This is a genomic window from Planococcus daihaiensis, from assembly GCF_049262615.1.
In the GTDB taxonomy this organism is placed as follows: domain Bacteria; phylum Bacillota; class Bacilli; order Bacillales_A; family Planococcaceae; genus Planococcus.
Genome location: NZ_CP175504.1, coordinates 749904 through 766153, shown reverse-complemented (window position 1 = coordinate 766153; position 16250 = coordinate 749904). Strand labels below are relative to the sequence as shown.

At 38.4% G+C, this 16250-nt stretch carries 13 protein-coding genes; all 13 read left to right on the top strand.

Features of this window, described 5'->3' with window-relative positions; all coding sequences use genetic code 11:
• The first annotated feature begins 87 nt into the window (after positions 1–87).
• On the top strand, positions 88–1230 hold the full coding sequence (gene wecB / locus DHX103_RS03650) for a non-hydrolyzing UDP-N-acetylglucosamine 2-epimerase (protein WP_422123915.1): 1143 nt from the start codon (positions 88–90) through the stop codon (positions 1228–1230).
• On the top strand, positions 1211–2284 hold the full coding sequence (locus DHX103_RS03645; protein WP_422123914.1) for a glycosyltransferase: 1074 nt from the start codon (positions 1211–1213) through the stop codon (positions 2282–2284). The genes wecB and DHX103_RS03645 overlap by 20 nt, the downstream gene beginning before the upstream one ends.
• 302 nt (positions 2285–2586) lie before the next feature.
• Positions 2587–3717 (top strand): EpsG family protein, encoded by a 1131-nt coding sequence (locus DHX103_RS03640; RefSeq protein WP_422123913.1) that lies wholly within the window; start codon positions 2587–2589, stop codon positions 3715–3717.
• A gap of 61 nt (positions 3718–3778) precedes the next feature.
• Entirely contained in the window at positions 3779–4855 is a 1077-nt protein-coding gene (locus DHX103_RS03635; RefSeq protein WP_422123912.1) for a hypothetical protein, read from the top strand.
• The gene (gene murJ, locus DHX103_RS03630; protein ID WP_422123911.1) at positions 4852–6369 is read left to right on the top strand and encodes a murein biosynthesis integral membrane protein MurJ; all 1518 of its coding nucleotides are present in this window, start codon (positions 4852–4854) and stop codon (positions 6367–6369) included. Before DHX103_RS03635 ends, murJ begins: the two co-directional genes overlap by 4 nt.
• 339 nt (positions 6370–6708) lie before the next feature.
• Positions 6709–7734 carry a peptidoglycan bridge formation glycyltransferase FemA/FemB family protein gene (locus DHX103_RS03625; RefSeq protein WP_422123910.1) on the top strand — a complete coding sequence of 342 codons (1026 nt, stop codon included), beginning with the start codon at positions 6709–6711 and terminating at the stop codon, positions 7732–7734.
• A 179-nt stretch (positions 7735–7913) separates the two neighbouring features.
• On the top strand, positions 7914–8924 hold the full coding sequence (locus DHX103_RS03620; RefSeq protein ID WP_422123909.1) for a GNAT family N-acetyltransferase: 1011 nt from the start codon (positions 7914–7916) through the stop codon (positions 8922–8924).
• 628 nt (positions 8925–9552) lie between these two features.
• Positions 9553–10836: a glycosyltransferase family 4 protein gene (locus DHX103_RS03615; RefSeq protein ID WP_422123908.1), complete on the top strand. Its 1284-nt coding sequence runs from the start codon at positions 9553–9555 to the stop codon at positions 10834–10836.
• On the top strand, positions 10776–11822 hold the full coding sequence (locus DHX103_RS03610) for a polysaccharide biosynthesis protein (protein ID WP_422123907.1): 1047 nt from the start codon (positions 10776–10778) through the stop codon (positions 11820–11822). The genes DHX103_RS03615 and DHX103_RS03610 overlap by 61 nt, the downstream gene beginning before the upstream one ends.
• Positions 11819–12928 (top strand): capsular polysaccharide biosynthesis protein CapF, encoded by a 1110-nt coding sequence (locus DHX103_RS03605; RefSeq protein WP_422123906.1) that lies wholly within the window; start codon positions 11819–11821, stop codon positions 12926–12928. The genes DHX103_RS03610 and DHX103_RS03605 overlap by 4 nt, the downstream gene beginning before the upstream one ends.
• 380 nt (positions 12929–13308) lie before the next feature.
• A complete protein-coding gene (locus tag DHX103_RS03600; RefSeq protein WP_422123905.1) occupies positions 13309–14454 on the top strand; it encodes a hypothetical protein in 1146 nt (381 codons plus the stop codon).
• Positions 14454–15074 carry a sugar transferase gene (locus tag DHX103_RS03595; protein WP_422123904.1) on the top strand — a complete coding sequence of 207 codons (621 nt, stop codon included), beginning with the start codon at positions 14454–14456 and terminating at the stop codon, positions 15072–15074. The genes DHX103_RS03600 and DHX103_RS03595 overlap by 1 nt, the downstream gene beginning before the upstream one ends.
• 63 nt (positions 15075–15137) lie before the next feature.
• Entirely contained in the window at positions 15138–16118 is a 981-nt protein-coding gene (locus DHX103_RS03590; protein WP_422123903.1) for a lipid II:glycine glycyltransferase FemX, read from the top strand.
• Positions 16119–16250 lie beyond the last annotated feature (132 nt).

The window sequence follows — 16250 nt, the reverse complement described above, 5'->3', positions numbered from 1 at the left end:
GCATTCACTTGAGCTGCAGCAGGTCGAAAATAGAGAAGGGTGGCTTGGAAGCAGAAAGCCAGACACTCATTATTTGGAGGTATAAGAATGAAAAAACTAAAAGTCATGACTGTTGTCGGAACCAGACCTGAAATCATCAGGCTTTCCGCAGTAATCAACAAACTTGAAGAATCGAATGCGATAGAGCATATTCTTGTACATACCGGCCAAAACTATGACTATGAGTTGAATGAAGTGTTCTTCAAAGATTTCGACTTGCGAAAACCGGATTACTTTTTAAATGCAGCGAATGGGACAGCAGTTGAAACAATAGGAAATATCCTGGTGAAAATCGATCCGATACTTGAAGAGGTTAAACCGGAAGCAGTACTCATACTGGGCGATACAAACAGTTGCCTATGCGCAATTGCAGCAAAAAGAAGAAAGATACCTATATTCCATATGGAGGCGGGGAATCGCTGCTTTGATCAAAGAGTTCCGGAAGAGACTAATAGAAAAATTGTCGATCATATTGCAGATATCAATCTTACGTACAGTGATATCGCGAGAGAGTATTTGCTGAGAGAAGGAATACCGGCAGATCGGATTATCAAAACAGGAAGTCCAATGTTTGAAGTACTGAATACCCGAAGGGAAGATATTGAAAATTCTTCTATCTTGAATGACCTGGAGTTAGAAGAGGATAAGTACTTTGTGGTGTCTGCTCATCGGGAAGAAAACATCAATTCCGAGAAAAATTTTCAGAATCTTGCGGAAAGTCTGAACTCTGTTGCAGAGAAATATAAGTTACCCATTATTATAAGTACACACCCCAGAACTAAAAAAATGATTGAAACTAAGGGTATTAAGTTTAATCCTTTGATTCAAACGCTTAAACCCCTTGGTTTTAATGATTATGTGAAACTTCAAACTAAAGCTAAAGCAGTTTTGAGTGATAGTGGAACTATAAGTGAAGAAGCTTCCATTCTTGGTTTTAAAGCACTGAATATAAGGGAAGCCCATGAGAGGCCAGAGGCAATGGAGGAAACTTCAGTGATGATGGTGGGGTTAGAAAAAGTGAGGATTTTACAGGGGTTGGTAGTCATGGAAAGCCAGGGAAAAAATGCTCTAAGGAAAGTTGAAGATTACACTATGCCGAATGTTTCGGAAAAAGTACTGCGAATTCTACTATCTTATACTGATTATATTAATAGATTGGTGTGGAGAAAAAATGAGGATAATAGTAAATAATACTGCAGCTAGCACCGGTGGAGCTTTAACCATTCTAAACGGATTTTATGATTTTCTGGTTAATTCAGAAAGATCGAAACACCATGAATGGATTTTTTTATTGGGTGGAAAATATATTGACGAAACTGAAAATATCAAAGTAGTTATTTTGGAAGAAGCTAAGAAGAACTGGATTAACCGTCTTAAATTTGATTTTTACAAAGGGAAAAGTGTAGTTGAAGATTTAGATCCAGATGTAGTAATATCGTTGCAAAATACGATTTTAATGGGATTAAGTGTTCCACAAGTACTATACATGCATCAAGCGCTGCCCTTCCAAAGAGAAAAGAATTTTTCTTTCTTCAATAAAGAAGAAAGAGAAATTGCGGTTTATCAGCATATTATTGGAAAACTGATTAAAGAGTCAGTTAAAAAAGCAGACTTTGTAATAGTTCAAACAAAATGGATCAAAGAAGAGGTTATTAAATCAACTAGCATCTCAAAAATAAAAATTTCCTCGATACTTCCTCCTTCCGAAGAAGTTATAGAGTATAAAAAAGAGAATGTATTTAATAAACGAGAGTTTTTTTATCCGGCCGATGCCAGTATATATAAAAACCATCAATGTATATATGAAGCATCAAGTCTATTAAATGACCGAGGGATTAAAAATTATCAAATTTCGTTAACAATTGAAAGTGAACTCGCATTAGATAACTTTGTGTATTTAGGGAAGCTGCCATTCAAAAGTGTGCTGGATAAATACAATAGTTCGACATTAATATTTCCTTCTTATGTAGAGACGTTAGGTTTACCTTTGCTTGAAGCAAGAAAAATGGGAACAATAATATTAGCAGCTGATTGTAATTATGCAAGAGAAGTTCTGGGTGAATATGAAAATGCTTATTTCTTCAATCCTGCAGCCCCTGAAGAATTGTCGGAATTAATGGAAGGTGTTCTCACGGGGGTAATTAATAGAAAAGAAACAAAAAGCACAACAAATGAGGACGGTAATAGTTGGGATCAGGTGCTGAATATTTTAACTGAGCACGGTAGTGACGGGAAGCAAAGATAGCGATTCTAGATATTCAAACTAAGTAATACTAAGAATAATCAACACATAGAAACAGAAGTTGATGTTTGACTGAATCGAGATGACTATTGAGGATAAGTAGCTAAGTTATTAAAAGGGATATAAAAAAAGTCAAGATGAAGGGAATGAGAACCCTTGAATATTTCAGCTCAGTACATTGGTGCTCTTTCGAAATTTAATGAATCTCATGATGAAGTTTACTTGCAGCCAGAGTATATCTCTATATGCATCAAACAAATTAAAACAGTAGATCTTTTACAATGCAATAACAGGATGGAACTATAATGTTTTATTTTGTATTAATAACTGGCTTGTTATTGTCTGTGGTGAATGATAAGAAAAGGGTTTCATTGTTAATTTTCACATCGATAATATCTTTACTCGCATTTCTAAGGTATGGAATTGGGGCAGATTATTTCTCCTATGAATTGTTGTACTTTTATATTGAAGAATCACCTTTTGAAGAATTTTTTGCTGAAAGTGCACATGGGGAAATTGGATTTAGATTATTTGGATCTGTTCTAAAAGGATTTGGAGTGCCCTATCAACTTTACTTAGTAATTATAGCAACAATTAATATGATCTATGTATGGAAATTAGTAAAGAAGTATAGCTTAAATCCTACACTTTCATTAGTCATTTACTTCTCATTTTTCTATTTTGTGTGGACTTTCAGCGGTTTGAGACAAGGGCTGACTCTGGTGATTGGTATTTACTATCTGCTTGAGGCAATCGAAAAGAATAAAACCCTAAAAATTATTCTAGTATCTTTGACCTTGTCATTAATTCATTCATCGGCATTGATACTGATATTTCTTTATTTTATAACTAAAATAAATTTCAGCAAAAACCAGTTAATGTTACTGGCTATTTCAGGTTTTTTAATGTCATTTTTACCATTAAATCTAATACTGCCTTATCTGACATGGATACCAATTATAGAAAATGCCAGTCAATATGTTTTCGATGTAGGAGGCTTGAATAGCCTGGATTTCGCAGGCATCGTAAGAGTCTTATTATTAATCTTTATCTTCCTATATTACGAGAGTTTTAGTAGTACAAGTCTTATGAATAAAAAAATATTGGATATATATATTATCAGCTTGATACTTTACTTTATTATGCAGTCTCTGGGGGAATTGACTGCAGCAAGATTTTCAATTTACGGGAAGTATCTTGAAATAATTATACTGGTTAATATATTTTATTTGCACAAAAAGAGAATAAATAAATTGATATATAGCTATGGGTTAATAGTACTTTGTTCTCTCTATTTATATAAAGAAACTAATACACTTGAATTGCAGTCGGGTTTAAACAACAGTTCAATGTATGTCCCATATGTAAGCATTTTTAATCAGGATGAGTATATGTTTAATAAAAAGTCATATGAAATTCTAAAGTATCTTCGTTAGCCTTCTGTAATTGATTGGACTTTTAGTATCTTGAATACTGCACCATTAAGGTGGGATGAAATTGATCAATCAACTAATGAATTATATAAATCGACAAAAATTAATTATGCAAACTTTCTCTGAATCTACACAATACCTTGATAACGGAATCTATAAAATTGATAATTCCTTAAAAGGAATTAGAACAGATGATCATGAAACAAAAAACTTTGTAAAAAACAACCTAATAAATAAGAACAGCAAAGAGCAATATTCCTATATAAAGTATTTAGTACATGCTCTTTTTATAGAAAAAAATCTGAAAGTAGAAAAGGAGGAAAAACACCCGGGATTTGGAGGTTCTATCTTTTTGCCTTCGAATAATGGAACGGGGGATGTAAAAATATTTGATATAACAAATCGAAAAGTTCTTTCTCTTTATTCCAATGAAAAAAATTACATCAATAAGCTGAATAAGTACATTGAGTTTAAGGGTTTTTTTAAAATTCCTGAAATTATATATACTAATGACAACAACAAGATTCTGATTGAAGAGTTGGTTGAGTTTAAATCGGAGTCACAGTGGAATCAAGAGATTTATATCGATGTTTTTGAAAGAATTTTAAATCAATACAAAGAGTATGGGCAAGATATTGTTACGAGAAATAAAGTGAATTCCTCTCGAATTGAGAACATGGTAAATCAATCTAACTATGATCTATACGCAGAAAAAAAATTTCCTCACTGGCTAGGGAGTGAAATACTCAATTGGAGTTTTCCGCTGGTACAAATACATGGTGACATGTGGTCCGCAAATATTCTGCTGGCCAATAATAATTCGGATATTTATATTATTGATTGGGATAATAGCAATGAGCAGTTTTTCTTTAACGATATCTTTTGGTTTATAACATATGAATTTATTCATATGAACAATGACTACCTAATTAATTCTTATTTTAATGGCGTTTTTGATGACACATTAACGGCTTTTTTCAATTTATTTGGTGCGGAATTTAAAACTGTGAATAAAACTCATTACCTTGAAATTGCGTTCTTCTTTTCTATGACTGCCAAAGGAATGGATACTCAAGCAATGGACAAAAACATGCAATTATTCAACAAAAAAATAACGTATAAGTTCAAGGTAGAACAATGAAAAAAACAATATTATTGGTAATGGTGATCACTGTATTATCTAAATTCCTGGGGTTGGGAAGAGACTTAACATTAGCATATTTCTATGGAACATCATTTGTGAGTGATGCTTACTTAATAGCAATTGTTATACCAAGTGTATTTTTAGGACTTTTAGGAAAGGCAGTAAATGCCAGCTACATTCCTGTATATACCAGCGTGTTATATAAAGAAGGATTATTGGGTGCTGAAAAGTTCACTAATAAAGTAGTAAACTTAATAGCTCTTTTAGGTATCTTCATGACTTGTGTTGTATTAATTTTTACCGAGTATATTGTAATGGTTTTTGCTAGTGGATTTGAAGGGGAAGTTTTAGCGTTCACCATCAACCTAGTGCAAATAAGTGCACTTAGTGTCTTTTTTGCACTTACTGTATTCATGTTAAATGGTTATTTGGAATTAAAGGGGAATTTTACTATTCCTTCTTTAATTGGAGTTCCTTTAAATATTGCACTTATTGCCTTTATAGTACTTAGTAAGAATTTCAGTGTGTATTTATTGGGTGTTGGAATCTTACTTGCATATTTTACGCAATTTTTATTAGTATTTTATTATGCGTACAAACTCGGATATAGATTTCAATTTAATTTCAATTTTAACGATAAAAACATTAGATACATGTTATACATTGCTTTTCCGGTAGTAATAGGTAAATCGGCAAATCAAATAAATAAGATTGTTGACAAAACCATAGCTTCTAATTTGGGGGAGGGAAGTATTTCTGCATTACAATTTGCGAGTACTATAAATCTAGTCGTCATCAGTATCTTTGTTTTGGCTGTGACAAGCGTATTATTTCCTAAAACTTCTAAATTGGCAGCAGAAGGAGACTATACAACTTTTAAAGAAATTGTAAGGAATTCTTTGTTGAGCGTAATAATTTTTGTACTGCCTATAGCAGGAATTTATATTTTTTTCTCAGAAAATATTATAAGCATATTATATGGAAGAGGAGAATTTGGAGTAGAGGCTATAGCTCTAACATCTGAGGTATTAATTTTCTATTCGATTGGAATGGTTGCAATTGGAGCTAGAGAAGTGTTATCCAATGCTTTTTATTCATTAAAAGACACAAAAACTCCGCTAATTAATTCAAGTATAGCAATTTGTGTAAATATCGTATTGAATATAATATTATCCAAGTTCATGGGCATTAACGGACTGGCACTGGCAACCAGCATATCGGCACTGTTAGCGGCAATTTTGTTGTTTTTTAGCCTTAGCAAAAAGATAGGCGACCTAGGAATAAGGTATATATTTATATTATCAACAAAAATTTTTATAGCTACATCACTAATGATTTTTATAACAATAAACCTAGCAGCAGGATCATCAGCTTTTCTAAACGAAGATATTTCTTTCTTGATTGCTCTTTTTATAGGGGCTATTGTATACAGCGGGTTGTTATATTTACTAAGGGTAAAAGAAGCAAGATTAATTTTAAATCTGCTTCATAGTAAATTTGTGAAAAAGTGAATCTTGAATTCTCGAAATGCCTTTCCGATTTTTCTCGGAAAGGCATTTTTGGGGTATTCAAGTTTTTTCGAGATACTTCGTCCACGTTATCAGGTGATCGAGTCCCAGTTCTCCATTCATATTATCGAGCTGCAGATGTGTTGATTTTTAGTTCAGCTACTGGAATCATCATCTGCTGGACGCCAGATATTATTGGAAAAAGATGGGGAGAAAAAAGACGGTAGAGCAAGCAGGTATAAAAGCTTTTCAAGCCATCAATAAAATAAATACATGATTTAACTTCCGCTTAACATTTTGGGGATATTATTGCCTTATCGATGAATAGGAGCATAATTTTTCATGAAAGTTGGGATGGAATTGATAGATTTATATTTAGATAAGAGGTATGGAGAACTGTATGAAAATATCGAAAATGGTATCTGTGAGATATTTGAATATAAAAATTCGCTCGGTACAGTTCGACATATGTTCATCCAACGTAACATTCCTGAGTCCATTAATGGCCAAGTCTATTATGACATTGTGACACCTTATGGATATGGAGGACCGGTAATTTCAGAATGCAGTCTGGAAAACCGGAAGCAGTTGGTGCGCGAGTTCGGCAAGGCGTTTGCCCAGTATTGTAGGGAAGAAAAGATCGTCAGCGAATTTATCCGCTTTCATCCATTACTGGACAATGCGGAGGATTTTAAGGAAGTCTATGATGTGCGATATATGAGACCGACTGTCGGGACAAACCTCCTAGCTTTTGAAGATCCGGTGGCCGTGGAGTTTTCGAAGACGACAAGAAAAAATATCCGCAGAGCGATCAAAGAAGGAGTCACTTATCGGGTGATTGAAAATCCAAAGAATCTGGATGCTTTCAAGGACATCTACTTCACAACGATGAAACGTAAAAATGCGGATGAATATTATTTTTTTGATAACGAATATTTCGAGGGGTTGTTGGAGAATTTTGGAGATCGTCTCTTGCTTACGGAAGCCCAGTATGAAGGATACACTATCGGAATGACTCTGACTTTTAAATACAAGAAGCGCCTGCATACCCATCTGTCGGGGGGCGATGAGAAATTCCATCATTTTTATCCGGCCTATATCATGCATTATGCCACTGTCCGTTGGGGCAAGGAAAACGGCTATCATCTGCTCCACAGCGGAGGCGGTTTATCGAATAGCCTGGATGACAGTTTGTACCTGTTCAAAAAACAATTCGGTAAACATACTAAATTTTCTTTTCATATCGGCAGGAAAGTTTGGGATAGAGAAATCTACTCGGCATTATGCGATGCCACTAACGCCGATTACGAAAGTAACTTTTTTCCGGCATATCGCAATAAAGCACTAAAAACAGTTGGTTCGGTGTAGGTTAACGGTGAATAAAGACTGACTGTCATTTTCCACGCTCTCTTTCATTTTATTACAACCATTTATCTTTTTTATTTCTCATTAGCCCATTTTTTACCTGCATTTAACCAATTGCCTTTAAAGTTGGGGAACAAGTAGAGCGGCAGCAACCAATCAACCGAACAAACGAGGTGAAAGGATTGACTGATATTTATTTCAATAAAGATTACGGTGCGCTATACGAAACAAGGGAAAGTGGCAGTTGTGTAACTTTTGAATACCGGAATGTGTTGGGATCAGTCAGGCATCTGTTCATCAAACGGTTAATCCCTATTGTAATAAAAGAGGGAACTTCCTATTTTGATTTGATCACTCCATATGGCTACGGCGGTCCGCTTGTGGAGGCAGTAGATGAGTCGGACAAAAAGGAGCTGGTCGCAGATTTCAACCGGGCATTCGAAGAATACTGCAGGAACGAAAATATCGTCAGCGAATTTATCCGTTTCCACCCGGTATTGGAAAATGTCTCAGATTTTACGGACAGCTACGAAACCGCTTTTATGCGCTATACCATCCAGACGCGTCTGATAGAAACGGAAAATCCTCTGATTAGTGAATACTCTGCTTCTGTCAGAAGGGATATCCGAAAAGGCCTGAAGAGCGGAGTCGAATATAAAGTAACGGTAAACCCGGATAATCTTGACCGTTTCCGTGACTTGTATCTCAAAACGATGAAACGCAATAATGCTGACGATTATTATTATTTTGACGAATTGTATTTTGAACAATGCCTTACACTGTTGGGTCCGCAGCTCGTCGTCGTGGAAGTGAGCTGGCGGGGCATCCTGATTGCCATGAGCCTGAACTTTGTCAGCGATGATCTGCTGCATGTTCATTTGACCGGGAGCCTCGAAGAATATCATCATCTGTATGCGCCAAACATCTTGCAATATGCATTGATGGAATGGGGAATGGACAACGGTATCCGGTTAATCCACCATGGTGGCGGGCGGACAAACGAGCCGGACGATAAATTATACCTTTACAAGAAGAAATACGGCAAAGGGCAGGAACTGGAATTCCATATCGGCAAAAAGATTTGGAACAGGGGAGTCTATGACATGCTGTGCAAAGAAGTGGGAGTGGAAGAAGAAGATTTGTTCTTTCCGGCTTATCGCCTGAACTTGAAAGTCAATCAAGACATCAACTGAAAACAATTCGAACAAATAAAACAGCGTTCGAGCCCGTCATGGACCTGATTGAATGCTGTTTTAATTATTGAAGAGAAGCGGTTATCCTGGTTGAAAAGGAAAAGTGGTAGTGTTCGTCTCCGAGTCCGAATCGATTTGGGCTTTCAAAATCCGTCAATTTTTCGCCTGTGAAAATAGAACAAGAAAGCGACGAAGAATTCTTGCCTACATATCGCGCGAAGAGAAAGGCGTTTCCATCAAGCGGTAGGTTCCGGAAGTAAAAACAATTGAAGGAGCTGACATAGATGGATATAGACAAATTTATTTTAATAGGTTAAGTATGAAACACTTTTGGTTAAAAATATGAAGCCAGTGCGGAAGGTGAATCTTCTGCACTGGCTTTTTGGCATTTTTTTAAAAATGCCAAGGATGGTAATGAAAGTGTCGGCTGCATTGGCTGATTTTGTGCCAGCGGAATGCATCCCACGAAATGGACGTCGAATTGTTAATATGTTTTTACATTCAATCCTCCTTATAAATTACATAAGTTAGAATATTCAAATAACTGGCAATCCTTAACCTCTTTTTAACCTGCTCTCCTTACTATTAGATTTAATCATAATTCTAGAGTTTGCAAAGGAGTGGCAGAATGGAAGTTATTTTCATCACCTTAGGGTATCCCGAAAACGCCAGGCACAACGACATCTATTCCGATCTCATGCAGGAATTCAAGCGCAACGGCCACGGCGTCACCGTCGTCTGCCAGACAGAAAAACGCCAACACCGCCAGACAGAGCTGCGTGAAGTGGATGGGATCCCGATTCTAAAGGTGCGCACCGGCAATATTACACAGACAAGCCTGTTGGAAAAAGGCGTCAGCACCCTGCTTCTTGAGGACCAGTTCATTAAAGCCATCAAAATGCATCTCGGTGGAAAGAAATTTGACCTCATCCTTTATTCGACTCCGCCGATCACGTTCGAACGGGTAGTCAAATACTTGAAAAATATGCACGGAGACGGAATGACTTATTTATTGCTGAAAGATATCTTCCCGCAGAATGCGGTGGATATCGGAATGATCAAGGAAAACAGCATGCTGCACACGTATTTCCGCCGAAAAGAAAAACATCTTTACGGAATCAGTGATGTCATTGGCTGCATGTCGGAAGGAAACCGGCGCTATGTGCTTGAGCACAATCCGGAAATTCCGATGGACAAAGTGGAGGTTAACCCCAATACGATCTTGCCGGGGGACAGAACGCAAAAAGTTAGTCGGACGCATATCAGGAAAAAGCTGGGTATTCCGGAATATGCTTTACTCTTCTTATACGGAGGCAATTTCGGCAAGCCGCAGGGCATTGATTACCTCATCCGGTCGATTGAGCTTTATCGTAATCACGATGAGATGTACTTCCTGTTCGTCGGCTCGGGGACGGAATTTTCGAAAATTGAAAATTATATCAAACAGACGCAGCCGGAAAATGTTCGACTGGAGAGTTTCATGCCAAAAGAGGAATTCGATAGGGTTGTGGATTCGGCGGATGTCGGGATGATTTACCTCGACCGGCGTTTTACGATCCCCAATATCCCTTCCCGGCTGACAGCTTATATGGACCGAGCCAAGCCTATTCTGGCGGTTACCGATCCAAATACCGACCTGAAGGATATCATCTATAATGCGAACTGCGGTTATTACGCGGAGGCGGGCGAACTGGAGGATTTCCAGGATGCGATCGAACAGATCAAGCGGGACCGGGGGAAATTGCGGCAACTGGGCGAAAATGGAAGAAGTTACTTGGAGAAAGAGTTTCACGTGAGTGAGTCATATAAAATCATCATGCGGCATTTTATCAAAGATGGGAGTGGGGAATATTGTTCAAAGACAAAATATTACTCATCACGGGCGGTACAGGCTCTTTCGGAAATGCCGTAATGGAGCGGTTCCTGTACACGGACATCAAGGAAATTCGGATTTTTTCAAGAGACGAGAAAAAGCAGGATGACATGCGGAGACGCTATAATAATGACAAACTGAAATTCTATATCGGCGACGTGCGGGATCTGGCCAGTGTGAAATATGCGATGAACGATGTCGATTTTGTCTTCCACGCTGCTGCTCTCAAACAGGTGCCATCATGTGAATTCTTTCCGATGGAAGCGGTCAAAACAAATGTCATCGGCACGGAAAACGTTTTGAATGCCTCGATCGGTTGCGGTGTTAAAAAAGTTATTTGCTTGTCGACCGACAAGGCAGCTTACCCGATTAACGCGATGGGAATCTCAAAGGCAATGATGGAAAAAGTGTTCGTGGCGAAGGCCAAGACGGTTTCTCCTGAAAAGACGTTAATTTGCGGCACGCGCTACGGTAATGTTATGGGTTCAAGAGGTTCGGTGATTCCGCTCTTTGTGGAACAGATCAAAGCGGGCAATCCGCTGACGGTGACGGATCCAAACATGACGCGTTTTCTGATGAGCCTTGAAGATGCAGTGGAACTGGTAGTCTTTGCCTTCGAGAATGCGAATGCGGGGGACATCATGGTGCAGAAAGCCCCGGCTTCGACCATCGAAGACCTGGCGCAGGCGCTTAAAGAACTGTTCGGAGCGGACAATGAAGTGAAAATCATCGGCACACGGCACGGCGAAAAGGAATTTGAAACGTTGCTGACCCGTGAAGAACATATCGTCGCGCAGGACCTGGAAGGTTTTTACCGGGTACCAGCCGACCAACGCGACTTAAATTACGAGAAATATTTCAATAAAGGCGACCAGAAGCTTTCTACGGAAAAGGAATACAATTCGCATAATACGAAAAGACTGACTGTCGAAGAAATCAAACAATTGCTCCTGCAACTGCCGTTTATCCAGGAAGAATTGAACATTATTAATCCGGCGAATGTCAATTTCGGTATTCCAAGTTGAAGATCTTGGTTACGGGCGCGGAAGGGTTTGTCGGCAGGAACCTGACTGCGGAACTGAGGAATCAGGGTTTCAAGGATTTATTGCTTTATTCCAGAAAAAACTCATTAGCCGATTTGGAACAGTACACAGCGGAATGTGATTTTGTCTTCCACTTGGCGGGGGTTAACCGTCCAGAAAAGGAAGAGGATTATATGGCCGGCAACCATGGTCTGGTTTCAGAGTTACTGGCTTTTATGAAAAAATACGGCAATCAGGCGCCAATCGTGGTGTCTTCATCTATCCAGGCGGAAAAGGACAATCCCTACGGCTGCAGCAAAAAAGCCGGAGAAGAGTTGTTTTTCCAATACGCCGAAGAAACAGGAACCGATGTGTTCGTCTACAGGCTGGTGAATTTATTCGGCAAATGGAGCAGACCGAATTACAACTCGGTGGTCGCGACATTCTGCCACAATGTCGCTCGGGATCTTCCCGTGCAAGTGAATGATCCAGATGCAAAGCTCGAATTGTGCTATATCGACGATGTGCTGGAAGAATTCAAACGAGCGCTGGCGGGCCATCCGACTCGCAACGGCAAGTTTTGCCGAGTGCCGGAAGTGCATGCGATAAGTGTCGGTGAACTGGCTGATACGATCCGGCAATTCAGGGAAAGCCGCACAAATTTGGAGCTTCCCGATATGGAAGATTCTTTAACCAAGAAATTATACAGCACGTATTTGAGCTATTTGCCGGAAGATCGCTTTTCATATCAGCTGAAAGTGAATAGGGACGACAGAGGGTCATTCACGGAATTTCTTCGGACAAAGGGGCACGGGCAAGTGTCGATAAATCGTTCGAAACCTGGGATTACTAAAGGAAATCACTGGCACCATACGAAAAACGAAAAATTCCTGGTGGTTAGCGGCAAAGGCGTTATTCGTTTCCGGAAAATCGATTCGGACGAGGTAATCGAATACCATGTCGATGGAAACGACATGGAAGTGGTCGATATACCGGTCGGTTATACGCATAACATCGAAAATCTTGGAAACACCGAGATGATTACAGTGATGTGGGCTAACGAGTTGTTTGATCCGGAAAAGCCGGATACGTACTATATGGGGGTTTAGCTTGCGGAGAAATTGAAGGTCATAACGGTGTTGATAAATACGGAACTGGCATCGATGAATATCAAAAAGTAGCGTTAGAAGCGCAAAAAAATAGTAACCAGTTAGAGCCGTACCGGCAATCCCAGTGGTGTCCGGTACGGCTTTTGCGTTTTCATGTTAAAAAGTCCTAATTGCCGTCTTTCTCATAGCGTTGATCGAAATTCCCGGAATTCAGGAATGACTCCTTCAAATTTTTTGCTTTATGTATTTGCACAAGGTTGGTATAGATTTAACTTTCTTTTAACTTTGTTTCTATACGGTTGTAATTGGAGGGAAGAGTTTCCGGGATGTATTTATAAGCAACACTATATACGCGAAGAAAAAAGGGGGGAGGGAGTTATATGGAGATCGGTGGAGAGTTTGAAATGAGCATTGCCATTCAAGGAAAAGAAAAAGAACATTATCCAGATCAGCTGTTTTTTTCTTCTGGCCAAGCGGCTATTAAAACCATACTGACTTTCTTGCGTGATGAAAAAAAAATAGACAGTTTTCTCTTGCCAAATTATTTATGTGGGAGTATTTATAAACCCTTTTTAGAAATGAATTCAAAAGTGGAGTTTTACAATGTAGACCAAAGTTTGAGAATTGATGTAACAGATTTGAAAAAGAAGCTGAAAAGGTCCGAAGGTGTGTATATACTCAATTACTTCAATGTTAGTGAACCAGCAGCGACGCAAGAATTTTTACGGAATTTAAAAAACGAAATGACTGTTATCGAAGATCGAACCCATACTTTTTTCAATGATGAGAAGGGATTGGGGCATTTTCAACTCGCAAGCCTCAGAAAGTGGATGGGAATTCCTTCAGGAGCTGCCATTGGAGTGGAGGATAAGAATGACAGAGTCCAACTTGAAAAAAATATGGTTCCTTTCAACTCCTATCCACTCATTGAAAAGCGGCTATATGGAGCCGTTCTGAAAGAACAATACCTTCAAGAAGCCGGCGGTAATTCTTTAAAAGAAATCTATTTAAACTTATTTAAAGAAGCTGGAGAGGCAGTAGAAAAACAAGTAATTTCTTTAGAGCGTATCGATCCGTTATCGGAGATGGTTTTTGGGACTTATGAAGTTGAAGAAATGAAGAAAAAAAGACGTGAAAACTATAACATTCTTTATCAGTCTCTTTCACCTGTTTTTGGTGCTGAAAATGTCGTCAGTGGAAAATTAGAACCATCCGATACCCCGCTGGGATTTGTTATATACGTTGAACAAAGAGATCAGTTAAAAAAGGAATTGATTAAAAATAACATTTATCCTCCAGTTCACTGGCCGGTTGTGAATGTCATCAAAAACCTGAATATGAAGAACCCTTCTATTATATCGAACAAAATCCTTACAATCCCTTGCGATCAACGATATTCGGAAGAGGATATGAAAAGAATCATTGAGGTAATAACAGCTTACTGTAAAAAAGATGGCCAAGGTAAAGAAGTGATTGCCTCTTTGGATGCTGAAGGACATAAAATCAAGTTACTTGGAGGTGCATAATGAAAAACTTATTCAAAAGCATTTTCGACATCGGAAGTTCATTGATCGGTTTAATCGTTTTATCGCCAATATTATTAGTGCTTTCTGTCTTAATCTACTTCAATATGGGCAGTCCTGTTATTTTCAGGCAAGAACGACCAGGGCTGAAAGGGAAGGCTTTTATTATGTATAAATTTAGGACGATGACCGATACCAAAGATGAGACCGGCAAGGATTTACCGGATCATATCCGTCTAACCAGATTAGGGAGATTTTTAAGAAGCACCAGTTTGGATGAACTTCCCGAACTGATGAACGTCCTCAAGGGTGATATGAGTGTGGTAGGGCCACGCCCACTGGCTACTGATTATTTGGAGAGATATTCACCGGAACAGATGAGAAGGCATGACATCAAACCTGGAATTACTGGATGGGCTCAGGTAAATGGACGCAATGATTTATCATGGAGCAATCGCTTCAAACTCGATGTTTGGTATGTGGATAATCATAGTTTTTTTCTTGATCTAAAAATATTAGCCCTCACAATCATAAAGGTTCTAAAAAGAGAGGGAGTAGAAGTGGAGGGACAATCTGCTGGACAAAGCTTCTATGGAAATTCTGAAAAAGAAGAAAATATATAGCCTGTTTTAGAAGAAAAAACTTAACGTATAAAATGGATTTTTCTAAAAGAGAGGTTGAGTGCTATGACAAAAATACCTGATATTTATTTTCTGCCGGAATGGGGCAAATCGTATGAAAGCAAAGACGGCGGAGAGCTGAAAATCTTTGAGTTTGAAAATGAAACTGGGCACGTCTTTTATCAGTTTGTTTTAAGGCCTGTCCCTTTTAGGACTGGGGAAGTTGGCTATTTTGACACCATCACGCCATATGGATTTAGTGGTCCTTTGATCTTGAGATGTGATCCCGATAAAAAAGAAGAGTTGGTTGCCTTATTTGATGATGAATTTCAGCAGTATTGCGAAAAAAACAATATCGTGGCTGAGTATATCCGATTTAACCCATGGCTTAAAAATAGGAGTGATTTTGAAACCATCTATAATATCAAAGATAATGGTTTTACTGCCGCTGTCGATTTGACGGTAGACGACTTTTTCATGGATGAATTTTCTCCCAAAGCCAGAACGCAAGTTCGCCGCGCTTGGAAAAACAACGTTGAAATTGAATATGACTATACAGGGAGCACCGTTAAAGAGTTTTATCGCTTGTATAACTTAATGGCAAAAAAGAATAATGTAGATGATTACTATTTGTTTACAGAGGAATTTTTGATGAACTCTTTTAAGAGGCTAAAAGGGAAACAATTCATTATTAGTGCTAAACACGAAGGGAAGTACATATCGGCGTCCTTACTTATCCACCATGGAGACTATATACATTACCATTTGACTGCAAACGATCCGGAATATTTCAAATTAGCCGGCAATAGCCTGCTTATATACGAAGCTTGCCGTTGGGGAACCGAGAATGGAAAAAAGGAGTTACATTTGGGCGGTGGTATGGGAGACCTTTATCGATTCAAAAGTGGCTTCACAAAGGGAGAGGCTTTAGAATTCGAAGTCGGAACGAAAGTAAGAAACGAAGAAGTTTATAACGGACTTGTAGATTACAAGACAAGAAAAAGCGAGATCAGGAATGCACGTTATTTTCCGTTATATAGAGGATGAAATGCTTTGACTTTCTTCCAGTAAGTCAAAAACAGCTTCTGGGAAAATTTATAATCCTGCCCGTGTGCAAAGCACCATTAACTTTATTGATCGAATTTCATAAAAATTGCGCACTACGAAAGCTGCCTCTGA